General features: G+C 62.2%; 18 protein-coding genes and 2 rRNA genes (1 of these 20 only partly in view). 8 read left to right on the top strand and 12 right to left on the bottom strand.

Translation table 11 applies throughout. The features are described from left to right. Positions 1-135 precede the first annotated feature (135 nt). Both K8374_RS05465 and K8374_RS05460 read left to right on the top strand, forming a co-directional pair. Entirely contained in the window at positions 136-735 is a 600-nt protein-coding gene (locus K8374_RS05465) for a Yip1 family protein (RefSeq protein ID WP_070091748.1), read from the top strand. Positions 736-863: 128 nt separating this feature from the next. Then, positions 864-1,358 (top strand): SprT family zinc-dependent metalloprotease, encoded by a 495-nt coding sequence (locus tag K8374_RS05460; RefSeq protein ID WP_084858677.1) that lies wholly within the window; start codon positions 864-866, stop codon positions 1,356-1,358. A gap of 163 nt (positions 1,359-1,521) precedes the next feature. Here the strand turns inward: K8374_RS05460 and K8374_RS05455 are convergent, their stop codons facing one another. The 4 genes from K8374_RS05455 to K8374_RS05440 form a co-directional block, all read right to left on the bottom strand. Continuing rightward, a complete protein-coding gene (locus K8374_RS05455) occupies positions 1,522-2,844 on the bottom strand; it encodes a dicarboxylate/amino acid:cation symporter (protein WP_224458211.1) in 1,323 nt (440 codons plus the stop codon). A 381-nt stretch (positions 2,845-3,225) separates the two neighbouring features. Further along, a complete protein-coding gene (locus K8374_RS05450) occupies positions 3,226-4,572 on the bottom strand; it encodes an ATP-binding protein (protein ID WP_224458210.1) in 1,347 nt (448 codons plus the stop codon). Further along, positions 4,569-5,246 carry a response regulator gene (locus K8374_RS05445; protein WP_224458209.1) on the bottom strand — a complete coding sequence of 226 codons (678 nt, stop codon included), beginning with the start codon at positions 5,244-5,246 and terminating at the stop codon, positions 4,569-4,571. The genes K8374_RS05450 and K8374_RS05445 overlap by 4 nt, the downstream gene beginning before the upstream one ends. Before the next feature lie 146 nt (positions 5,247-5,392). Further along, positions 5,393-5,995, bottom strand: a complete 603-nt coding sequence (locus K8374_RS05440) for a hypothetical protein (RefSeq protein WP_224458208.1) — start codon at positions 5,993-5,995, stop codon at positions 5,393-5,395. Positions 5,996-6,131: 136 nt separating this feature from the next. On the opposite strand from K8374_RS05440, the gene K8374_RS05435 reads away from it, so the two are divergent. Together K8374_RS05435 and K8374_RS05430 are read left to right on the top strand one after the other, a co-directional pair. Further along, a complete protein-coding gene (locus K8374_RS05435) occupies positions 6,132-6,923 on the top strand; it encodes a dienelactone hydrolase family protein (protein ID WP_224458207.1) in 792 nt (263 codons plus the stop codon). A gap of 58 nt (positions 6,924-6,981) precedes the next feature. Continuing rightward, entirely contained in the window at positions 6,982-7,683 is a 702-nt protein-coding gene (locus K8374_RS05430; protein WP_224458206.1) for a 4'-phosphopantetheinyl transferase, read from the top strand. Positions 7,684-7,686: 3 nt separating this feature from the next. On the opposite strand, the gene K8374_RS05425 is transcribed toward K8374_RS05430, so the two are convergent. Both K8374_RS05425 and K8374_RS05420 read right to left on the bottom strand, forming a co-directional pair. Further along, positions 7,687-9,291, bottom strand: coding sequence for an ATP-binding protein (locus tag K8374_RS05425; protein WP_224458205.1), 1,605 nt, complete (start codon positions 9,289-9,291; stop codon positions 7,687-7,689). After that, positions 9,288-10,001 carry a response regulator transcription factor gene (locus tag K8374_RS05420; protein WP_224458204.1) on the bottom strand — a complete coding sequence of 238 codons (714 nt, stop codon included), beginning with the start codon at positions 9,999-10,001 and terminating at the stop codon, positions 9,288-9,290. The genes K8374_RS05425 and K8374_RS05420 overlap by 4 nt, the downstream gene beginning before the upstream one ends. Positions 10,002-10,683: 682 nt before the next feature. On the opposite strand from K8374_RS05420, the gene K8374_RS05415 reads away from it, so the two are divergent. The 3 genes from K8374_RS05415 (at position 10,684) to K8374_RS05410 (ending at position 15,636) form a co-directional block, all read left to right on the top strand. Further along, positions 10,684-13,563, top strand: a complete 2,880-nt coding sequence (locus tag K8374_RS05415; RefSeq protein ID WP_084858668.1) for a ribonucleoside-diphosphate reductase subunit alpha — start codon at positions 10,684-10,686, stop codon at positions 13,561-13,563. Between the two features lie 163 nt (positions 13,564-13,726). Further along, complete coding sequence (locus K8374_RS26210; protein WP_263498521.1) at positions 13,727-13,858, top strand: hypothetical protein; 132 nt, start codon at positions 13,727-13,729, stop codon at positions 13,856-13,858. Between the two features lie 524 nt (positions 13,859-14,382). Further along, positions 14,383-15,636 carry a ribonucleotide-diphosphate reductase subunit beta gene (locus K8374_RS05410; RefSeq protein WP_084858667.1) on the top strand — a complete coding sequence of 418 codons (1,254 nt, stop codon included), beginning with the start codon at positions 14,383-14,385 and terminating at the stop codon, positions 15,634-15,636. 174 nt (positions 15,637-15,810) lie between these two features. Here the strand turns inward: K8374_RS05410 and K8374_RS05405 are convergent, their stop codons facing one another. Further along, positions 15,811-16,029 carry a hypothetical protein gene (locus tag K8374_RS05405; RefSeq protein WP_224458203.1) on the bottom strand — a complete coding sequence of 73 codons (219 nt, stop codon included), beginning with the start codon at positions 16,027-16,029 and terminating at the stop codon, positions 15,811-15,813. Between the two features lie 30 nt (positions 16,030-16,059). On the opposite strand from K8374_RS05405, the gene K8374_RS05400 reads away from it, so the two are divergent. Next, positions 16,060-16,539: a hypothetical protein gene (locus K8374_RS05400; RefSeq protein WP_224458202.1), complete on the top strand. Its 480-nt coding sequence runs from the start codon at positions 16,060-16,062 to the stop codon at positions 16,537-16,539. 90 nt (positions 16,540-16,629) lie between these two features. Here K8374_RS05400 and K8374_RS05395 read toward each other — a convergent pair whose 3' ends face one another. The 5 genes from K8374_RS05395 to K8374_RS05375 form a co-directional block, all read right to left on the bottom strand. Further along, positions 16,630-17,526: a hypothetical protein gene (locus tag K8374_RS05395; protein ID WP_224458201.1), complete on the bottom strand. Its 897-nt coding sequence runs from the start codon at positions 17,524-17,526 to the stop codon at positions 16,630-16,632. Between the two features lie 299 nt (positions 17,527-17,825). After that, positions 17,826-18,377, bottom strand: a complete 552-nt coding sequence (locus K8374_RS05390) for a UPF0149 family protein (RefSeq protein WP_084858661.1) — start codon at positions 18,375-18,377, stop codon at positions 17,826-17,828. Between the two features lie 151 nt (positions 18,378-18,528). Continuing rightward, complete coding sequence (locus K8374_RS05385; protein ID WP_224458200.1) at positions 18,529-20,172, bottom strand: acetolactate synthase large subunit; 1,644 nt, start codon at positions 20,170-20,172, stop codon at positions 18,529-18,531. Between the two features lie 443 nt (positions 20,173-20,615). Next, a 5S ribosomal RNA gene (gene rrf, locus K8374_RS05380) occupies positions 20,616-20,731 on the bottom strand. A gap of 127 nt (positions 20,732-20,858) precedes the next feature. Further along, positions 20,859-23,495: ribosomal RNA gene (locus tag K8374_RS05375) — 23S ribosomal RNA — on the bottom strand; it runs 256 nt beyond the window's last position.

Raw genomic sequence — 23,495 nt, 5'->3', positions numbered from 1 at the left:
AGCCGGTTTTTTGCCGGCAACGGCTTCCTATACTGCCTGATAAGGCCACACGACCGCTTGCATCGGTGTCCAGGGCCTCGGGCCGCAAGCGCTCCATTTGGGGGGCGTTTGACAACGACGATAGGAGTGACCGGCATGATCCATCACGTTCTGGGGCTGTTTACCCACCCTGACCAGGAGTGGAAGGAGATCCGTGGCGAGGACGAAAGCATCAGCCACATGTACCTGACCCATACGCTGATACTGGCAGCGATCCCTGCCGTGTCGGCCTTCATCGGCACCACCCAGGTCGGCTGGGTCATCGGCGATCGACCGGCGGTGATGCTGACCATGGAAAGCGCGCTATGGATGAGCATCATGTCCTACCTGGCGATGCTCGCCGGCGTCGCGGTGATGGGCGCCTTCATCCACTGGATGGCCCGCACCTACGATGCCACGCCGTCCATGGCGCAGTGCGTGGCCTTTGCCACCTATACCGCCACCCCGCTGTTCATCGGCGGCCTGGCGGCGCTCTACCCGCACCTCTGGCTGGGCATGCTGGTAGGCACGGCAGCCATCTGCTACACGGTCTACCTGCTCTACGTCGGCCTGCCGACCTTCATGAACATCCCCACCGATGAAGGCTTCCTGTTCTCCAGCTCCGTGCTGGCGGTGGGCCTGGTGGTGCTGGTGGCGATCATGGCCGCCACGGTGATCATCTGGGGGCTGGGTGTGGGGCCTGTCTATACCAATTAGAGACATTGCGACATAGGCGCATTACCAGGGGCCGCCATCGAGGCGGCCTCTGGCTATGCGCTGACCGGTGGCTCGGCAGGCATGGGGCGCTTGCGGCATAATGCCCCGGCCAGGAGAACCACCCCGCCATGCCCGAGCTGCTCAAACAACGCGTCGAAACCTGTTACCAGCAAGCCGAAGCCTTCTTCAAACGCCCCTTCCCCCGCCCGGAAGTCAGCTTCAAGCTACGCGGCCAGAAGGCCGGCGTCGCCCATCTGCACGAGAACCTGCTGCGCTTCAACCTGCAGCTGTACCGCGAGAACCAGGAAGACTTCCTGCGCCAGACCGTTGCCCATGAGGTGGCGCACCTGGTCGCGCACCAAGTGTTCGGCGACCGCATCCAGGCCCATGGCGAGGAATGGCAGTTGATCATGCGCGGGGTCTACGAGCTGCCGCCCAACCGGTGCCACAACTATGAAGTGCAGCGGCGGGTGGTGACACGCTATATCTACCGTTGCCCGTGCCCGGAGAGCGATTTCCCATTCACGGCCCAGCGGCACAAGTTGGTGCGCCAGGGGCGACGGTACCTGTGTCGGCGGTGCCGGGAGATATTGGTGTACAGCGGCGAGACGCGCGTCGAATGAACCACCGCTATCGCGGGGCAAGCCCGCTCCCACAGGGAGGGCTGCGCACTGGGCGGCGATGCAAAACCTGTGGCAGCGGGCTTGCCCCGCGATAGCGCCAGCACAGCCAGACACGGACATGAAAAAGGCGACCCGAAGGTCGCCTTTTCAGTTCATGCCTGGATCAACGTGCCGGACCTTCTGCCACGCCCAGGTCGTCGAGCGGGCGGCTTTCGACCAGCGGTGCGCCGCCGGAAGCCAGTTCGGCCTGCAACTGGTCGGTGTCCAACTCATTGACCCACTTGGCCACGACCACGGTGGCCACGGCGTTGCCGATCAGGTTGGTCAGGGCGCGGGCTTCGGACATGAAGCGGTCGATACCCAGGATCAGCGCCAGGCCTGCAACCGGCAGGTGGCCCACCGCCGACAAGGTAGCGGCCAGAACGATGAAGCCGGAACCGGTGACGCCCGCAGCGCCCTTGGAGGCAATCAGCAGCACCAGCAGCAGGGTGATCTGGTGGGTGATGTCCATGGTGGTGTCGGTCGCCTGGGCGATGAACACAGCAGCCATGGTCAGGTAGATCGAGGTGCCGTCCAGGTTGAACGAGTAGCCGGTCGGGATCACCAGGCCCACCACGGACTTCTTCGCACCCAGGCGCTCCATCTTGGCCAGCATGCGTGGCAGCGCCGACTCCGAGGAGGACGTGCCGAGCACGATCATCAGTTCTTCACGAATGTAGCGGATCAGCTTGAGTACGCTGAAGCCGTGGAAGCGGCAGATACTGCCCAGTACCACCAGGATGAACAGCAGGCAGGTGACATAGAAGCAGATCATCAGGTAGCTCAGCTGCACCAGCGAGCCCACGCCGTACTGGCCGATGGTGAAGGCCATGGCGCCGAAAGCACCGATCGGGGCCAGTTTCATGATCATGTTGATGATGTTGAACATGACATGGGCGAAGCGGTCGATCAGGTCCAGTACCGGCTTGCCGTAGCTGCCCAGGCGGTGCAGGGCGAAGCCGAACAGCACGGAGAACATCAGCACCTGCAGGATGTCGCCGTTGGCGAAGGCGCCGACCACGGTGTTGGGGATGATGTTGAGCAGGAAGCCGACGGTGGTCTGTTGCGCGCCAGCGGCGGCATACGCGGCCACGCTGCTGGCGTTCAAGGTGCTGACGTCGACGTGCATGCCGGCGCCCGGCTGGACCACGTTGACCACCACCAGGCCGATGATCAGGGCGATGGTGGAGACGATTTCAAAATACAGGAGTGCGTAGCCGCCGGTCTTGCCGACCGACTTCATGCTCTGCATGCCAGCGATGCCGCTGACGACGGTGCAGAAGATGATCGGGGCGATGACCATCTTGATCAGTTTGACGAATCCGTCACCCAGGGGTTTGAGGGCGACGCCGGTTTCCGGGTAGTAGTGACCGAGCAGGATACCGATGGTGATGGCGACCAACACCTGGATATACAGCGATTTGTACAGCGGCTGACGTGTCGTCATGGCTCATTTTCCTCAAGTGTGCCAAGCCCACCCTTCCCAGGGTGTTGCGGCACCTAAAGCGCGAACCCTCCTGCACCTGGAGGGATTTGTCGTTGTGGTCGAGCTGCCTGGGCAGGCCGATGCCAGGTCAATAGCAAGGCCGATGCCAAAGTGCTCGCAATGGGTGCAGGGCCCATGTTCAGGGGCTTTTCCTGCCCCAGGACTGGGCAGGCACACAGGCGGAAGCTGGCGGATTTCCGCCCGCTGGCAGGGTTGGAACGCGGGAGATGGCGGGAATCCGCCCGATTGGTGTTGCGTTCATCGCGGGACAAGCCCGCTCCTACAGGGGCGCTGTCAGCCCTGGGAACGGGGGGCCGGCTTGCCCCGCCATGCAGGCGACGCTCAGTCCAGGTGGAAGACGATGCGGAAGGCCGCGCCGCCCAAGGGCGAATCGTCCAGGCTCAGCTCGGCGTCGTAGCTGTCGATGATGTCCTTGACCACCGCAAGGCCGATGCCCTGCCCCGGGTGCTGGCGGTCGAGCCGCTCGCCCCGCTGGAGAATGCGCTCACGCTGGCCAGCCGGCACACCGGGGCCGTCGTCCTCGACGCACAACGTCAGTTGCCCAGGTGCCTGCTGCAGGCTCACCCGCACCAGGCCGAGGCTCAGGCGGTAGGCGTTTTCCAGCAGGTTGCCGAACAATTCCAGCGCAGCCCCTTGCTCCATCGGCAGCCAGGCCCGCTCGGGAATGTCCAGGGTGACCGCCACGCGCTTGTCGCGATAGACCTTGTCCAACGTGCTGCACAGGCTGTCGAGCACCGGCCGCAGTTGCACCCGATGACGCACCAGGCCGCTCTTGCGCAGGCTGGCGCGCTGCAGCTGGTAGTCGATCTGCTGGCTCATGCGTTCGATCTGGCTTTGCAGTACCCGCGCCTGCTCGCGCTCGCTGTTGCCCTGCCCGAGGCTCTCGCCGACCCCCTGCAGCACCGCCAGCGGGGTCTTGAGGCTGTGCGCCAGGTCATCCAGCGAGTCGCGGTAGCGTTGGCGCTGCTCGCGCTCACTGCGCAGCAGGCGGTTGAGCGAGCCGGTCAGGCGCAACAGCTCCCGGGGGTGTTCGCGGCTCAGGCCATCACGCGCGCCGGCCTCCACTTCGTCCAGCTCCACGCTCAGCTGGCGCAGCGAACGCAGGCCCCAGGTCAGGCCGGCCCAGAGCAGCAGCATCAGCACCAGCAGCGCGGCGCCAAAGCCCAGGTAGAGTTTTTCCTGCAGGCCATCGAGGGTGTGCTGGTAGTCGCGCACCGGTTGCAGGGCGACGATGCTGTAGGCCGCACTCTTGCCGCCGAGCAGCTTGATCTCCACGTCATAGACGAAGTATTCCTCGCCATCGTCCTGGCGGATGCGGTCGAATTCGTTGCCGCGCCCGTCGTAGCGCGGGCGGTAGTTGATGTGTTGTTCGGAGGTCGCGCGCGAACGCCACACCAGGGTGCCGTCACGGTCGAAGATGTAGCCGCGCAAGCCGGTATAGGGCAGGTTGTAGCGCTCGTCGGGCAGCAGCTCGGGCATCTGCAGCTGGCCATTCTCGATGCGCGCCGCCGAGATGAGGGTGGTGACATCCGAGGCCAGGCGCTGCTCGATCGACTCCTGCAAGGCCAGGCTGAAGGCCTTCTGCAAGGCCGGCAACAGGGCCAGCATGAACAGCAGGGCCAGCAGCGCCGCCGCCAGCATCAGGCGCAGGCGCAGCGAGCGGATCATCGGCAACGCTCGGTGAACAGGTAGCCCAGGCCACGCACCGTATCGATGGGCTTGAAGCCCCGATCGCCCTCGAGCTTGCGCCGCAGGCGGCCGACCAGCACTTCGATGACGTTGGGGCCACGTTCCTCGTCATCGGGGTAGAGCTGCTCCATCAGCCGGTCCTTGGCCACCACCTGCTGGTGATGGCGCATGAGGTATTCGAGGATGCGGTATTCATAGGCGGTCAGGGCCAGCGGTTGCTCACCCAGCGTCGCCTGCTTGCGGTTGAGGTCCAGCACCAGCGGGCCGGCTGAGATCGTCGACTGGGTGAAGCCGCTGGAGCGCCGCAGCAAGGCGTTGAGGCGCGCCTCCAGCTCCTCGAACTGGAACGGCTTGACCACATAGTCGTCGGCGCCGGCGGCCAGGCCCTCGACCTTGTCCTGCCAGTTGCCGCGCGCGGTGAGGATCAGGATCGGGAAGCGCTTGCCCTGGCTGCGCAGCTGGCGGATCAGGTCCAGCCCGCTCATGCCTGGTAAGCCCAGATCGACCACGGCCAAGTCGTGGTTGTATTGCTCGGCCTGGTAAAGCGCTTCTTCGGCATTGGCCACCGCCTCGACCACGTGCCCGCTTTCGCCCAGGCGCGTGTACAGGTGGTGACGCAGCAGCGCTTCGTCCTCGACCACCAGCAATTTCATGTCACTCTCCTTGATTCTTTGCCTGACAGCCCTATCGCGGGACAAGCCCGCTCCCACCAAGTATCGACGACGATTCCTGTGGGAGCGGGCTTGTCCCGCGATAGGGCCGGCACAGCATACCAGTGAATGTCCGGGCCCCTGCCAAGTCAGAAGGTGTAATTGGCCGACAGGTAGGTCTGGGCGCTGCTGGTCAGACGCAGGGTACCGGCCTTGGGACCGCCGTGTGCGGCCAGCTCGGTGCTGGCATTGCTGCGCAGGTAACGGTAGCCCAGCTCCACCGAGGCATTGTTGGTGATCTGTTGCAACACGCCAGCCTGCAGACCCACGGCGTAGCCCATGTCGGTGTCGCGGCTGTAGCCCGAGGATTCCTGGGTCAGCTTGGTCAGGCCCAGGCTGGCGCCGCCGAACAGCTTGGTGGTATCGCCCACCGGCAGGAACCTGTCATAGCTGCCGAGCAGGTTTTCCTGGCGCAGCTTGATGCCGCTGTGGTCACCCGAGACGTTGTCGTAGGTCATGTAGTAGCGGGCGTCATCGTTGATCTTGCCCAGGCGCACGCCCCAGGTACCATCCTTGCCGATGATGCCGTCGGTGTTCAGGTGCCCGGTGTTGCGCTGCAGCAGGCCGGACTTACGCACTTTGTCGCTGGTCTGGCCATAGGTCAGGCTGGCGAAGGTGTCGTCGGCGGCCTGGGCGGTGAGGCTGGCGGCGCAAACGGCCATGGCGACCATCAGGGTGTTGAGTGTTTTCATGGGTTTGGTACTCCAGTTGGATGCGTTGTTTCGGTCTGGGGGCTAGAGTAGGGAGGGCGCCCTGAACCGCCGCTGAACCCTGGCTGAACCCTGGCTGAACGAGCCCGCTCTTTGCCGAAATGAGGAGGTACCGACCATGCGCTCCCTGCTTGCCCTGGCCTTGTTATGCAGCGCCACCTTCGCCCAGGCGGCGGTGCAGACCCGCGAAATCCCCTACCAGGATGCCGACGGCCAGCGCCTGGTGGGCTACTACGCCTATGACGATGCGCTCGATGGCAAACGCCCGGGCATCGTCGTGGTGCATGAATGGTGGGGGTTGAACGACTACGCCAAGCGCCGCGCCCGGGACCTTGCGGCCCTCGGTTACAGCGCCCTGGCCATCGACATGTACGGCGATGGCAAGAGCACCGAACACCCTCAGGATGCCCAGGCGTTCATGGCCGCCGCGATGAAAGACCCCAAGGCTGCGGCCCGGCGCTTCGATGCAGGCCTCGAGCTGCTTGCCCTGCAGCCCTACACCGACCAGGGCAAGCTGGCCGCTGTCGGCTACTGCTTCGGTGGCAAGGTGGTGCTCGACGCCGCCCGGCGCGGCGAGCCCCTGGCCGCAGTGGTGAGCTTCCATGGGGCATTGGCGACCCAGGCTCCGGCGACACCTGGCAGTGTCAAGGCCAAGGTACTGGTCGAACATGGCGCGGCCGACAGCATGGTCACCGAGCAGCAGGTGGAGGCGTTCAAGAAGGAAATGGACGCGGCGGGAGCGAGCTTCGAGTTCGTCAGCATTCCCGGCGCCAAGCATGGGTTCACCAACCCCGACGCTGACCGGTTGAGCCATGGCGGGCATGGTGGGCCGGATATCGGCTACAGCAAGTCGGCCGATGAGAGTTCGTGGGCGGATATGCAGGCATTCTTGAAGAAAGTGTTCGACTGAGGAGTGCCGGGGCCGTTTCGCGGCCCCAAAGTGACCGAGCGCTGGCACAATAGCCACCATGACCAGACTTCCCACTTGCTGTACTCCACTCCAACACCACTGGCCCCTGCCCCGCCCGGTCTCAGGCGCGGTGCTGGTCAGTTGCACCTTCGACCCCACCCGCCTGGCCGCGGACGATTTCCAGCGTGCCGGCATCGAGCAGAGCGCCAGCCTGCACCGCTCGGTGGCCAAGCGCCAGGCCGAATACCTGGCCGGCCGGGTCTGCGCCCGCGCCGCCTTGCAGCAGCTGGACGGGCGCGACTACGTGCCGGGCACCCATGAAGACCGCTCGCCGATCTGGCCGACCGGCGTCCACGGCTCGATCACCCACGGCAAGGGCTGGGCGGCGGCAGTGGTGGCCGCCGATGGCGATACCCAGGGCCTGGGCCTGGATCAGGAAACCCTGCTCGACGAAGCGCGCGCTGAACGGCTGGCGGGGGAAATCCTCACCCCGGCGGAGCTGCAGCGCCTGGATCGCAGTCAGCTCGGCCTGGCCGTGACCTTGACCTTCTCGCTCAAAGAGAGCCTGTTCAAGGCACTCTACCCCTTGACCCGGCAGCGCTTCTATTTCGAACACGCCGAACTGCTGGAATGGTCCGCCGACGGGCAGGCCCGGCTGCGTCTGCTCACCGACCTGTCGCCCCAGTGGCGCAGCGGCCAGGAGCTCGAAGGCCAGTTCAGCGTCCGCGATGGGGCATTGCTCAGCCTGATCAGCGTATAAGGCTCAGGACGGCGCCCGGGTGCTGGGCCAGCTAAGGCTGAAACAGGCGCCGCCCAGCGTCTGGCTGCGGCCCACCATCGCCCGCCCGCCATGCCAATAGATGATCCGGCGCACGATCGACAGGCCCAGGCCATGCCCGCCTGAAGCCCGGGTGCGGCTGTCGTCCAGCCGGGTGAAAGGCGTGAAGATGCGATCCCACACGCCCTCCGGGATCCCAGGCCCATCGTCCTCGACATCGATCCGGCAGCGCTCCTGGCCCAACTGGTAGCTCAGCCGCACCTGGCTTTCGGCGTGGCGCATGGCATTGCCCACCAGGTTCTGCAGGGCTCGATGCAGGTAACGGGGTTCGGCATCGACCCAGGCCCCGTCCGCCTGGCCGCCCAAACACTCGCCACGCATCACCTTGACCTCGGCGCGCAGGGGCGAGAGCTCCTGGATCACCCGCGCCAGCAAAGCATCGAGGTCCACCGCCTGGAACTTCAATGCCGGCGTGCCCTGCTCCAGGCGGGCGTAGGTCAGCATCTCGTCGACCAGCTTGTCCAGATCCTGGATATCGCTGTCCATACCAGCCAAATGCTTGGCCCTGGCCTGTTCGGTGCCGGCGCTCTCGATCATCTCCAGGCCGAAGCGCAGGCGCGCCACGGGTGTGCGCAACTCGTGGGAGACCGCCCGCACCAGCTCGCGCTGCATGGTCAATGACCGCTGCAGGTGCTCGGCCATGCCGTTGAAGGCTTCGGCCAGCCGCCCCACCGAGTCGGCATCGCCGGCCGGTACGCGTGTGTCCAGGCTGCCCTGGGCCAGGCGCGTGGCGGCGACTTCGAGCCCCGACAGGCGCCGCTCCAGCTGACGCACCAGCAGGTACACCACCAGACCGATCAGGCACAGGCCAAGGAAGGCAATGAGGATCAACAGCTGTGGCGGATACGGGTTGAGCTGGTACAGCGGCCCGATTTCCAACACCCAGGGCGACCCGGTCAACCCCGAGAAGACACGCACCGAATCGCCATCCCTGCCCAGCGCCATCACCGTGTCGCCCTCCTCCACCCGGCGCCGCTGGTCATCGTCCAAGCCGACCCGCTCCAGCCGTTGCAGGGCGACATTGAAGCCGAAGCCTTTGCTTTCCTTCAGTTCGGCCAGGCGCCGTTGCTGCTCGGTCACCGGGTAGCGCACCAGCTCGTCCGCCAGCAGGTAAAGGGTGGCGCGAGCGAGCTGTTCGCTGACCTGCTTGACCTCGGCCACCAGCAACTGCGCCTCGTTGCCGATCTGGCGCAACACCCGCACCGCGTGGGCGCCGGTTTTCTCCACCACCACCAGCCCACGGCGCAGCCGCGCGCGCTGGCTGCCGTCGAGGGTGAACGCCGATGGTGGCTGCAGCTCCAGCGGCACGCCGAGCAAACGCTCCCAGATCAGTAGCGAGCGCTTGCGCTCCACCGGGTCCTGCACGGCCAGGTTGTCGGCCATCAGGCTGAACGTGCCCTGCGCCAGCCGCTCGCGGTGTTGCTCGGCACGCACCTGGTTGACCAGGTGCAGGCTGAGCACGCCGAGTATCGCCACCAGCACCAGCACGGCCAGCATCCCGCCATAGATGCGCAGGAAGATCGAATTCATGGCGCCGCGGCCTGGGCGGCCTCGCCGACGAACAGGTAGCCCTTGCTGCGCAGGGTCTTGATCAGCCGGGGATGAATCGGGTCGTCCCCGATCTTGGGGCGGATCTTGGATATGCGCACATCGATGGAACGGTCCTGGCCGTCATAGCCGACGCCACGCAGGGAGGTGAAGATCTCCTCGCGCGACAGCACCCGGCCGGCGTTGCTGGCGAGCAGCCAGAGCAGGTCGAACTCGGCGCTGGTCAGGTCGATCGCCTGTTCGCCCAGCCAGGCTTCGCGCAGGCGGCTGTCGATACGCAAGGCACCGAAGGCCAGCGCCTGGCGCTTGGCCTCCGGCGCCTCACTGCGCCGCAACAGGGCGGTGATGCGCGCCAGCAGCACGCGTGGGCGCACAGGCTTGCAGACATAGTCGTCGGCCCCCATGTCCAGGCCCTGCACCTGGTCGAGCTCGTCGCTGCGCGCGGTGAGCATCAGGATGGGGCCTGCGTACTGGCCGCGCACGCGCCGGCAGATGCTCAGGCCGTCTTCACCGGGCAGCATCAGGTCGAGGATCACCAGGTCAGGCTGGCTGTCGACGATGCGTCGCGCGGCCCGACCGCCATCACCTTCCACCGCAACCTCGTAGCCGTTGGCCTGCAGGTATTCGGCGGTGAGCTCCGCCAGGCGCTGGTCGTCCTCGACGATCAAAATCCGATTGCTGGGCTGGTCCATGAATCGCCTGTGCTGTTTATTCTTGTTCTGGGGCTGCCGATGGGTTGGCGGTGTCCGCGTCACCAAAAGGCAACACTGCCTGCCGATACTACGTGCCGCACCCGGCCCTGCCAACCATGCCAAGGCGCCGGTCGCAGGGCCTGGATCGGCGTGCTTTTCGTGATAGGGTTCGCACCCGAAAAAATCTGCGATGGGGCATCGGGACGCAGAAAAAAAGTGAAGACCAGCTAGGACAAGGCCTACAGCGCATACCCACGGATCACACACAAAGTACGCACAAGTTATCCACAGACGCTCGCCTTGCAAAGGCCCCAATACCGCATTATCTTGTATCCCCATCGCAGCGAACCACTAGATATTGGGTTTGACTCACTATCGCCAACACCAGTCGGCACAGAAATTCAAGCGATTTTTCTGGCTGAACTTAACGTGGTTTCACCAGCAAACCGCTCCAGCGGAAGCATTGAGAGCAACAGCTTTGGCCCCAGCGCCAACAGCATTTGACTTCGGCCAGGGAGCGGCAGGTTATTGCCCCTTATTCCTGAGTCTGTCCCGAAGTCGGTACGCCCGAGCGGGCGGACGCGCGCGCATGTGCGTCCCCCACCCGGCACCAGGCTAGTGGATGGAACGGTGGGCGCCCAAAAGGCGCCTGAACATATAGAAACTGTGGAGACACCCACCCATGCAAACCGACACAACTCGCGAGAACCCGCAGGCGAAGGTGCCGCAGGCCGCCGATTCGAACCAGGATCTGGCTGCTACGGCTCCAGGCCAACTGCGCGTGATCAAGCGCAACGGCACTGTCGTTCCCTACACCGACGACAAGATCACCGTTGCCATCACCAAGGCGTTCCTCGCAGTTGAAGGCGGCACGGCCGCTGCCTCGTCGCGCATCCATGACACCGTCGCGCGCCTGACCGAGCAGGTCACCGCGACCTTCAAGCGCCGCATGCCGTCGGGTGGCACCATCCACATCGAAGAAATCCAGGACCAGGTCGAACTGGCCCTGATGCGCGCCGGCGAGCAGAAAGTCGCCCGCGACTACGTGATCTACCGTGAGCAACGTGCCAAGGAGCGTGCCACCCGCGCCCATACCGATGCCGTGGTCGAGCCGCACCCGAGCATCCGCATCACCCTGGCCGACGGCAGCCTGGCGCCGCTGGACATGGCGCGCCTGAACACCATCATCAGCGAAGCCTGCGAAGGCCTGGCCGAGGTCGACGGCGAGCTGATCCAGCGCGACACCCTGAAGAACCTGTACGACGGCGTGGCCATCAAGGACGTCAACACCGCCCTGGTGATGACTGCCCGTACCCTGGTCGAACGCGAGCCGAACTACTCCTTCGTCACCGCCCGCCTGCTGATGGACACCCTGCGCGCCGAGGCGCTGGGCTTCCTCAACGTCGCCGACAGCGCCACCCACCACGAGATGGCCGAGCTGTACGCCAAGGCCCTGCCGGCCTACGTCGAGAAAGGCGTCGAGTTCGAGCTGCTGGACCCTGCACTGAAGGGCTACGACCTGGAGCGCATGGGCAAGGCCATCGACCACGAGCGTGACCAGCAATTCACCTACCTGGGCCTGCAGACCCTGTACGACCGCTACTTCATCCACAAGGATGGCGTGCGCTTCGAGCTGCCGCAGGTGTTCTTCATGCGCGTGGCCATGGGCCTTGCGCTGCAGGAGAAGGACAAGGAAGCCCGTGCGATCGAGTTCTACAACCTGCTGTCCTCGTTCGACTACATGGCCTCGACCCCGACCCTGTTCAACGCCGGCACCCTGCGTCCACAGCTGTCGAGCTGCTACCTGACCACCGTGCCGGACGACCTGTCGGGTATCTACAAGGCCATCCACGACAACGCCATGCTGTCGAAATTCGCCGGTGGCCTGGGCAACGACTGGACCCCGGTGCGCGCCCTGGGCTCGTACATCAAGGGCACCAACGGCAAGTCGCAGGGCGTCGTGCCGTTCCTGAAAGTGGTCAACGACACCGCCGTGGCGGTCAACCAGGGCGGCAAGCGCAAGGGCGCGGTCTGCGCCTACCTGGAAACCTGGCACTTGGACATCGAGGAATTCCTCGAGCTGCGCAAGAACACCGGTGACGACCGTCGCCGTACCCACGACATGAACACCGCCAACTGGATCCCGGACCTGTTCATGAAGCGTGTGTTCGACGACGGCAAGTGGACCCTGTTCTCGCCTTCGGAAGTGCCTGACCTGCACGACCTGACCGGCAAGGCCTTCGAAGAGCGCTACGAGTACTACGAAGCCCTGACCGAGTACAACAAGATCAAGGTGTTCAAGGTCGTCCAGGCCAAGGACCTGTGGCGCAAGATGCTGTCGATGCTGTTCGAGACCGGCCACCCGTGGCTGACCTTCAAGGACCCGTGCAACCTGCGCTCGCCGCAGCAGCACGTGGGCGTGGTCCACAGCTCGAACCTGTGCACCGAGATCACCCTGAACACCAACGCCGACGAAATCGCGGTGTGCAACCTGGGCTCGATCAACCTGCCGAACCACATCGTCGACGGCAAGCTCGATACCGCCAAGCTGGCGCGTACCGTCAAGACCGCCGTGCGCATGCTAGACAACGTGATCGACATCAACTACTACTCCGTGCCCCAGGCGCAGAACTCGAACTTCAAGCACCGCCCGGTCGGCCTGGGCATCATGGGCTTCCAGGACGCGCTGTACCTGCAGCACATCCCGTACGGCTCGGACGCTGCGGTCGAGTTCGCCGACAAGTCGATGGAAGCGGTCAGCTACTACGCCATCCAGGCTTCCTGTGACCTGGCCGACGAGCGCGGCGCCTACCAGACCTTCGAAGGCTCGCTGTGGTCCAAGGGCATACTGCCGCTGGACAGCCAGCAGATTCTGATCGAAGCCCGTGGCGCCAAGTACATCGACGTCAACCTGGAAGAGTCCCTGGACTGGGCACCGATCCGCGAGCGCGTCAAGAAAGGCATCCGCAACTCGAACATCATGGCCATCGCGCCGACCGCGACCATCGCCAACATCACCGGCGTGTCGCAGTCGATCGAGCCGACGTACCAGAACCTGTACGTCAAGTCGAACCTGTCGGGCGAGTTCACCGTGATCAACCCGTACCTGGTCCGCGACCTGAAGGCCCGCGGCCTGTGGGACTCGGTCATGATCAACGACCTGAAGTACTACGACGGTTCGGTGCAGCAGATCGAGCGTATCCCGCAAGAGCTGAAGGACCTGTACGCCACCGCGTTCGAAGTCGAGACCAAGTGGATCGTCGATGCCGCCTCCCGTCGCCAGAAGTGGATCGACCAGGCCCAGTCGCTGAACCTGTACATCGCCGGCGCCTCGGGCAAGAAGCTGGACGTGACCTACCGCATGGCCTGGTACCGTGGTCTGAAGACCACCTACTACCTCCGTGCCCTGGCCGCCACCAGCACCGAGAAGTCGACCATCAATACCGGCAAGCTCAACGCCGTTTCCAGCGGCGGCGACAGCGCCCCGGTCCAGGCAGCGGGCCCAGCCCCGGTGCCGAAGGCCTGCGCGATCGACGAGCCAGACTGCGAAGCCTGCCAGTGACACCCAGTGCCGCGGGAGGCGCCTTCGGGCGCCCCTTGCGGCATTTTTGTATCCGCGTCATCGAGAGGTCGTGCCCCCTGCACACCTGTTTCGCCAAGGGATAAAACAGCCGGACCCGGTGCTCCCAAGCACCTGGCCTCTATCCCAACATGGAAGACAAACGATGGCTCGGAAGAAAACAGTAGTACGCAAGATTGGCCGCAACGCCGAAACCGGCCGTTTCACCACGGTCGAAGAGGCGCGCCAGCATCCGAAGACGCATATCGTCCAGACGCTGCGCTACCGCTGCCACTAAGCCCTCGCCCGGGTGGTTACGGCCTCCTGGGCGCGGCTTTTTGCCGCTTCCTCCCCCTGCGCAAAAACACAATATTTTGTGCCAAGTCAAAAATTCAGACACCACATCTGCGATTTTTCCGCTACACTTCTTCCCCGTGGAAACGACGCGTGATTCGTGAACGGATGCGCCCCACACCGGTCGAAAATTTACAGCAGGCCGGTTGAGCGTCGCTCCGATCGGTCGCGAATTCCGTTATACTTCGCCCCCCTCGAAAAAGGGTTTAGCCAATGATCGACTGCGTGACACAAGCCGTACCCCAACGCTTGGCCGGCCCGCACGTTTTATCGTTGCCACACTGTTCCCAAGCGACCTGGCCCCTCCTGCGAGGCAAGGACAGGCGCTGACCCCGACAATTCCAAACGTGACGAGCGCCCGCGCTCATTGCCCGCCGTATTGCCCTAAGGGCCTTGCGTAGCACAGGCGTCACCTTTCTAAAATCCAACCGGTTGCCCCGCGCAACCCTCTAGCAGGAGCCAGGAACCATGCTGAGCTGGGACGAATTCGACAAGGAAGACGGCGAAGTCGCCGCCAAAGGCAACGCCGCTGCACAAGGCAACGCTGCCGCCGCCACCCTCGACAAGCTGGACAGCGCCGGCGACGCCGCCGCCCAGGAAGCCCGCGTAGCGACCGCCGACGACTCCGATGCCGTCAAGCGCGCCAAGGCTGCCCTGAACGAACTCGACATCGCCGAGGGCCTGGCCGAGCTGGAAGGCTCCTCCGCTCGCGTGCGCGTCGACGAAAAGCGCATGATCAACTGCCGCGCCGACCTGAACCAGCTGGTACCGTTCAAGTACGACTGGGCCTGGCAGAAGTACCTCGACGGCTGCGCCAACCACTGGATGCCGCAAGAGGTCAACATGACCGCCGACATCGCCCTGTGGAAAAGCATGGACGGCCTGACCGAAGACGAGCGCCGCATCGTGATGCGCAACCTTGGCTTCTTCTCCACCGCCGACTCCCTGGTGGCCAACAACCTGGCCCTGGCCGTGTACCGCCTGATCACCAACCCCGAGTGCCGCCAGTACATCCTGCGCCAGGCCTTCGAAGAGGCGATCCACACCCACGCCTACCAGTACTGCATCGAGTCGCTGGGCATGGATGAAGGCGAGATCTTCAACATGTACCACGAGATCCCGTCGGTCGCGAAGAAAGCCGCCTGGGGCCTGAAGTACACCCGCGCCATCTCCGACCCGGAATTCAACACCGGCACCGTCGAGACCGACAAGGAGCTGCTGCGCAACCTGATCGCCTACTACTGCGTGCTGGAAGGCATCTTCTTCTACTGCGGCTTCACCCAGATCCTGTCCATGGGTCGCCGCAACAAGATGACCGGCGTCGCCGAGCAGTTCCAGTACATCCTGCGTGACGAGTCCATGCACCTGAACTTCGGCATCGACGTGATCAACCAGATCAAGATCGAGAACCCGCACCTGTGGGACGCCGCGATGAAGGAAGAAGCGACCCAGATGATCCTGCAGGGTACCCAGCTGGAGATCGAATACGCCCGCGACACCATGCCTCGCGGCGTATTGGGCATGAACGCGGCGATGATGGAGGACTACCTCAAGTTCATCGCCAACCGTCGCCTGACCCAGATTGGTCTGAAAGAAGAGTATCCAGGGACTACCAACCCGTTCCCATGGATGAGCGAGATCATGGACTTGAAGAAGGAGAAGAACTTCTTCGAGACGCGAGTGATCGAGTATCAGACTGGTGGGGCGTTGAGCTGGGATTGATATCCGAGCGAAGCATAGAGAAGGCTGCCGATTGGCAGCCTTTTTTCGTTTGGGCGGGCCTCTTCGCGGATGATTCCGCTCCCAGAGGTACTGCGCGGACTTCAGGTTCACGCTGTTCCTGAGGGAGCGGCCGTGGCCGCGAACACTGGCGCAGCCGGTGCCAGCGACAACACGTTACCTCGCAGCTTTCGCCGCCTCCCGGTTGGCCCTGCGAATGTCCCGGTAGCCCACCAGGCGCACGCGCATTTCCCGATAGCGCTGGGTGTTGATCACCAGCAAAGCCAGCAGCCCGAACAGCAAAACCGAGACGTAGCCGCCCATGTGCGGCCGGTAAGCGTAGCTCGGCAGCGCGGCCAACACGGCCAGCCCGTTCAGACCGATCAGCCCTCGCAAGCCCCAGGCATATCCACGCACCAGCGCGATATGCGAAGCGACGCTACGCCGGCTGCGTATATCCGGTCGGGTTCGCTGGTACTCACCCAGCCGGTCAAGCAAGCCCTGGAGAAAAGCGGCCTGAAGGGGGTCGGGCGTTACGAGCACCTGGAGAAAACCCATGTCGTGCGCATCGACTGGCTGCACTGGGATACCAGCAAACCCATTACCGAATACCTCGATCTGGAAGGCGGGCCGACCTCGATCATCGACTCCCTGCCCCATGACCCTGAGCTTGCCGCACGTATGCCGGAGTACTGGCAGGCATTCGTGGTAGGTAAGCTCAACCTGCTCAAGGACCCGCAGCATGACCCTGCCGACCTCGGCCAGTATCTCAAGGTGCTCAAGGTCGACGAGCAAGCCGATTTCTTCAAAGGGGATGTCTATCGTGGGTACTTTCTGAGCGAACGGGCCAAGGAGTGGCTGGAACAGCAATGCCCAGGCTGCTTTATATTCACCCTGCTCCGTTGAATCAGCCCAGCTGCTGAGCCCTCAGCGCCTGCGCCAGCATGTCAATGACGCTGCAGGTGGTGCGCAGGCCCGCTCCCACAAAGGTGAACATCAAGCCTGCGCCACCTCCCCTGCTTGAGCTTTCGGCGCCTGCAGCAAGCTATGCAGGGTATTGATGAATACGTCGAAGCTCATGATCCCGCTGCCTACCGTGGACAGTACCGTCTGCCCGCTTTCGTCCTTGATCACCACCCGCTCGGTCCAGGCGTTGAGGTCGAGGTTGCGTAGGCTGGACATCGGCACCCGACGCCCATCCACATCGAGAGCATCCCGGGTGATGGTGAGGGTCTTGGTATTCAGCGCGAAGAAGTCGCCTTTCATACGCTTGCCCCACACCTGGGCGCTGTCGATGTAGCTGAAACGCACCGCGCCGCCGTTTTCCAGGGTGGCGAGCGCACTGGGCAGGCGCTCGTTCAGGTGCTGGTCGCGCACCAGGTCGATGAAGGCATAGAGGTCCTTGAGATGGGGGTTGACGCGACGGAACGGCTCGCTGGCATCGCGGCGGTACGCCAGGTTGTTGTGCAAACCGGCAACGGCTGTTTGCCCGGAGGCGAACAGGTAGAGGTCGTTCATCTCGCTGAAAGGCACGTAGTCGCGCTGGGTGCCGATGATCTGGCAGATACCTTTTTCATACACTTCATAGCGAGCGTTGCGCAGCTTCTTCTGCCACATGGCCAGGCCGAACATGCACAGGGCGAGTACCGCCAGCAGGCCAATGCTAAAGGTCACGAGGCTTTGCGGCCCATCGAACTGCAAGGTGGCGCCGCGGCGGGTTTCGACAGAAATGGGGCCGGACACATCCGTTGGCAGCATCGTGCTCAGGAAGCCGACGAAGGCGGCCAGGCCCAGGCAGACGATACCGATGATGACCAGACTGATGATCAGCGCCTTGCCGTAACCGTAGGTACCGAGCAGATTCCCGGTGGTTGGGGATGAGTTCTGTTGCATGGTCGAGCCTCCTTGCGTGATGGATGAACGTCAGTGTTCGAAGCAGGCAGCGATCAGCACCGCCTGCATGAAACATGCTTTGGGGTTGGAGCGTTGGTCCTTTCGCTCTGGTCGGGACAGCGCTTCCCACGACCATGCGCCTATTGCGATGACCGGAGCATTGCTGGAATCAGGGCTGGCAGGTTAGCGGGATGAGCATTCCCCCAGCAAGTGCACTGTGGCGAACAGCCCACAAGATGGGACTTGTCTCACAGCAAGGAAAGAAACGGCCGACACCGGGAAGTATCGGCTTGATCGTGTCAGTTGCGCTGTTTGAAATACCGATACAAGCTACGCGCGGCCTCCACGACCTGAGGCACGCACGCCTGGTGCTCATCGAAGCTCATGGAGTCGAGCAGCTCGAAGTTGTCTTCCAGGCCATGCAGCGAAATGGCCTTGAGCAACCGGTCCTGTTCGGGCGGTAATTCGTCCCAGCCCGCGACCTGCGTGCCACGCATGTAACCGAAGCACCATTCTTCCAGAATGATCGCCGGCCCCTCCTCGCCTTCGCTCTCCTCGAACAGCGGCTCGAAGTGATCGAGATGATCGGCCAATTCGCCGGCCCGTTGATGGTAATAACGCAGCATCAGAGCGGTGTAGGCTTCTTCATCGGCCGGCTTCTTGAACTTGGGTACCTTGCCGCCGGAAACGGCCGGCAGCCATTGTTCGGGAAGGATATTGACCGGAGAGCTGGCCAGGGCAGTGAAGAACCCGTCGAGCTCGGCCAGGTTGAGCACGGAGAAGTCGTTGCCGTAGGTGATCAGCAGGTCTTCTAGGCGGTCGAGTTCTTTTTCGCTGAGGGCAGGGAGCATAAGGCTACGTCCAAAGGATGTTTGGATGCACCCTAACACACGGGGGATGGGTTGACTCGATAATGGCAGTCGCGGGACAGACCGATTCCCACAAAGATACTCTGATGTCCTTTGTGGGAACCGGCTTGCCGGCGATCAACGCATGACGGCTTTATACGGCCAGCGCACGCTCACGCAGTTCCTGGTTGAGGATGCGGTCGTTCTCGCTGTAGTCGACCGGGCAGTCGATCACATGCACGCCCGGGGTCTTGATGCAGTGCTCGAGCAGCGGCAGCAGGCCTTCGGCGCTTTCGACGCGGTGACCGTTGGCACCGTACGCTTCGGCGTATTTGACGAAGTCCGGGTTGCCGTAGTCCAGGCCGAAGTCGGTGAAGCCCATGTTGGCCTGCTTCCAGCGGATCATGCCGTAACCGTCGTCACGCAGGATCACCACAGTAATGTGCATGCCCAGGCGTACCGCGGTTTCCAGCTCCTGGCTGTTCATCATGAAGCCGCCGTCGCCGCACACCGAGATCACCGGGCGGTCCGGGTACACCAGATGCGCCGCCATGGCCGACGGCAGGCCAGCGCCCATGGTCGCCAGGGCGTTGTCCAGCAGCACGGTGTTAGGCTTGTGAGCCTTGTAGTTGCGGGCGAACCAGATCTTGTAGATGCCGTTGTCCAGGGCCACGATGCCTTCGGACGGCAATACGCGGCGGATATCGGCGACCAGGCGCTGCGGGTAGATCGGGAAGCGGTCGTCATCCTTGCCTTCGGCGATCTGCGCTTCGTTGGCTTCGCGGATGGCCAGCAAGCGGGTGAAGTCCCAGTGCGAGGTGTCGCCCAGGCCTTCGGCGATCTGCCAGACAGCATTGGCGATGTCGCCGATCACTTCGATCTGCGGGAAGTACACGGCATCGACTTCAGCGGAGCGGAAGTTGACGTGGATGACTTCGGTACCGCCACGCACCATGAAGAATGGTGGTTTCTCGATGACGTCGTGGCCGATGTTGATGATCAGGTCGGCCGCTTCGATGGCGCGGTGCACGAAGTCGCCGGACGACAGCGCGGCGTTGCCCAGGAAGCTCGAATGGCGCTCGTCCACCACACCTTTACCCAGCTGGGTGGTGACGAACGGGATGCCGGTCTTGTCGATCAGTTGCTTGAGGACCTTGGCGGTCATCTTGCGATTGGCGCCGGCACCGATCACCAGGATCGGGCTGCGGGCGGTGCGCAGCTTCTCGATAGCCGCTTCGATGGCCACGTGCTCGGCCAGTGGGCGGCGGTGCAGGCTCGGCTGGATCGGCATGGCATCGGTCTGTTCGGCAGCGATGTCTTCCGGCAGCTCCAGGTGCACGGCGCCGGGCTTTTCTTCTTCGGCCAGGCGGAAGGCTTCGCGCATGCGGGCCGGGATGTTGTCAGCCGATGCGAACTGGTGGGTGTACTTGGTGATGGGGTCCATCATGCCGCACACGTCGATGATCTGGAAACGGCCCTGCTTGGACTTCTTGATCGGCTTCTGCCCGGTGATCATCATCATCGGCATACCGCCCAGGTAGGCATAGGCGCTAGCGGTCACCAGGTTGGTGGCGCCAGGGCCGAGGGTCGACAGGCTGACCCCGGTCTTGCCGGTCAGGCGGCCGTAGGTGGCGGCCATGAAGCCTGCGGATTGCTCGTGACGGGTCAGGACCAGCTTGATCTTCGACTTGCGCAGGGATTCCAGCAGGTCGAGGTTCTCCTCGCCGGGAATGCCGAACACATACTCGACACCTTCGTTTTCCAGGCATTGCACAACGACATCGGCGGCCTTGGCCATCTTGCTTGCTACCTCAAATGATAGGACGGTGGTGAAGTCCAGGAATGCGCAGCACGGTACGCTGGCATCGCTATGTCCGCAGGTAAGGATCCTCGGAACCTAAGCCTTGACGTAGGCTGCGTGGAGGAAAGTCACGTTAATTATCGGCATTAATTGTCGCAGCTGTCGGCGGGAGGATAAGCGGCCGGTGAGGCAAAAGAGATTTGCTTTTGCATGAAACGCGCCCCCTTGTAGGAGCGGCCTTGTGCCGCGAATCGGTCGCGCAGCGGCCGTAAGCCCAGGCGACGCGGTGCACCAGGGGGATCGGGGCGGCAGGGTTGGCGGTCGCTGCGCGACCGATTCGCGGCACAAGGCCGCTCCTACAGGGCGAGGCGCGCGTCTTTCGGGGAGCGGAAAGACAAAACCCCTACCTGCTCGCGCAGATAGGGGTTTTGCGAAATGAATCTTGACGATGACCTACTCTCACATGGGGAAGCCCCACACTACCATCGGCGATGCATCGTTTCACTGCTGAGTTCGGGATGGGATCAGGTGGTTCCAATGCTCTATGGTCGTCAAGAAATTCTGTTGCCAGAACGTCCAGATGGACATGCCAGCCAATTCGGATATGTGAATTTGTGATGCAAACTTTCGGTGCGTTCGTCTTCACCACCGCAATTCGTAACAGCAAATTGCTTGGGTGTTATATGGTCAAGCCTCACGGGCAATTAGTATCGGTTAGCTCAACGCCTCACAGCGCTTACACACCCGACCTATCAACGTCGTAGTCTTCGACGGCCCTTCAGGGGATTCAAGATCCCAGTGAGATCTCATCTTGAGGCAAGTTTCCCGCTTAGATGCTTTCAGCGGTTATCTCTTCCGAACATAGCTACCCGGCAATGCCACTGGCGTGACAACCGGAACACCAGAGGTTCGTCCACTCCGGTCCTCTCGTACTAGGAGCAGCCCCTCTCAAATCTCAAACGTCCACGGCAGATAGGGACCGAACTGTCTCACGACGTTCTAAACCCAGCTCGCGTACCACTTTAAATGGCGAACAGCCATACCCTTGGGACCGGCTTCAGCCCCAGGATGTGATGAGCCGACATCGAGGTGCCAAACACCGCCGTCGATATGAACTCTTGGGCGGTATCAGCCTGTTATCCCCGGAGTACCTTTTATCCGTTGAGCGATGGCCCTTCCATACAGAACCACCGGATCACTAAGACCTACTTTCGTACCTGCTCGACGTGTGGGTCTCGCAGTCAAGCGCGCTTTTGCCTTTATACTCTGCGACCGATTTCCGACCGGTCTGAGCGCACCTTCGTACTCCTCCGTTACTCTTTGGGAGGAGACCGCCCCAGTCAAACTACCCACCATACACTGTCCTCGATCCGGATCACGGACCTGAGTTAGAACCTCAAGGTTGCCAGGGTGGTATTTCAAGGATGGCTCCATGAGAACTGGCGTCCCCACTTCAAAGCCTCCCACCTATCCTACACAAGCAAGCTCAAAGTCCAGTGCAAAGCTATAGTAAAGGTTCACGGGGTCTTTCCGTCTAGCCGCGGATACACTGCATCTTCACAGCGATTTCAATTTCACTGAGTCTCGGGTGGAGACAGCGCCGCCATCGTTACGCCATTCGTGCAGGTCGGAACTTACCCGACAAGGAATTTCGCTACCTTAGGACCGTTATAGTTACGGCCGCCGTTTACCGGGGCTTCGATCAAGAGCTTCGCTTGCGCTAACCCCATCAATTAACCTTCCGGCACCGGGCAGGCGTCACACCCTATACGTCCACTTTCGTGTTTGCAGAGTGCTGTGTTTTTAATAAACAGTCGCAGCGGCCTGGTATCTTCGACCGGCATGGGCTTACGGAGCAAGTCCTTCACCCTCGCCGGCGCACCTTCTCCCGAAGTTACGGTGCCATTTTGCCTAGTTCCTTCACCCGAGTTCTCTCAAGCGCCTTGGTATTCTCTACCCGACCACCTGTGTCGGTTTGGGGTACGGTTCCCAGTTATCTGAAGCTTAGGAGCTTTTCTTGGAAGCATGGCATCAACCACTTCGTCGCCTTAAGGCAACTCGTCATCAGCTCTCGGCCTTGAAATCCCGGATTTGCCTAAGATTTCAGCCTACCACCTTAAACTTGGACAACCAACGCCAAGCTGGCCTAGCCTTCTCCGTCCCTCCATCGCAATAACTGGAAGTACAGGAATATTAACCTGTTTTCCATCGACTACGCTTTTCAGCCTCGCCTTAGGGACCGACTAACCCTGCGTCGATTAACGTTGCGCAGGAAACCTTGGTCTTTCGGCGTGCGAGTTTTTCACTCGCATTGTCGTTACTCATGTCAGCATTCGCACTTCTGATACCTCCAGCAAGCTTCTCAACTCACCTTCACAGGCTTACAGAACGCTCCTCTACCGCATCACCCTGAGGTGATACCCGTAGCTTCGGTGCATGGTTTGAGCCCCGTTACATCTTCCGCGCAGGCCGACTCGACTAGTGAGCTATTACGCTTTCTTTAAAGGATGGCTGCTTCTAAGCCAACCTCCTAGCTGTCTAAGCCTTCCCACATCGTTTCCCACTTAACCATGACTTTGGGACCTTAGCTGACGGTCTGGGTTGTTTCCCTTTTCACGACGGACGTTAGCACCCGCCGTGTGTCTCCCATGCTCGGCACTTCCAGGTATTCGGAGTTTGCATCGGTTTGGTAAGTCGGGATGACCCCCTAGCCGAAACAGTGCTCTACCCCCTGGAGTGATACATGAGGCGCTACCTAAATAGCTTTCGAGGAGAACCAGCTATCTCCGAGCTTGATTAGCCTTTCACTCCGATCCACAGGTCATCCGCTAACTTTTCAACGGTAGTCGGTTCGGTCCTCCAGTCAGTGTTACCTAACCTTCAACCTGCCCATGGATAGATCGCCCGGTTTCGGGTCTATACCCAGCGACTAAGCGCCCTATTAAGACTCGCTTTCGCTACGCCTCCCCTATTCGGTTAAGCTCGCCACTGAATATAAGTCGCTGACCCATTATACAAAAGGTACGCAGTCACCTAACAAAGTAGGCTCCCACTGCTTGTACGCATACGGTTTCAGGTTCTATTTCACTCCCCTCTCCGGGGTTCTTTTCGCCTTTCCCTCACGGTACTGGTTCACTATCGGTCAGTCAGTAGTATTTAGCCTTGGAGGATGGTCCCCCCATGTTCAGACAAAGTTTCTCGTGCTCCGTCCTACTCGATTTCACTGGCAAGAGATTTTCGTGTACGGGGCTATCACCCACTATGGCCGCACTTTCCAGAGCGTTCCACTAATCTCAAACCAGCTTAAGGGCTGGTCCCCG

Source organism: Pseudomonas sp. p1(2021b), from assembly GCF_020151015.1.
GTDB classification, from domain to species: domain Bacteria; phylum Pseudomonadota; class Gammaproteobacteria; order Pseudomonadales; family Pseudomonadaceae; genus Aquipseudomonas; species Aquipseudomonas putida_K.
Note: the sequence above shows the minus strand (reverse complement) of the source record. Positions and strands in the feature narration are given on the sequence as shown.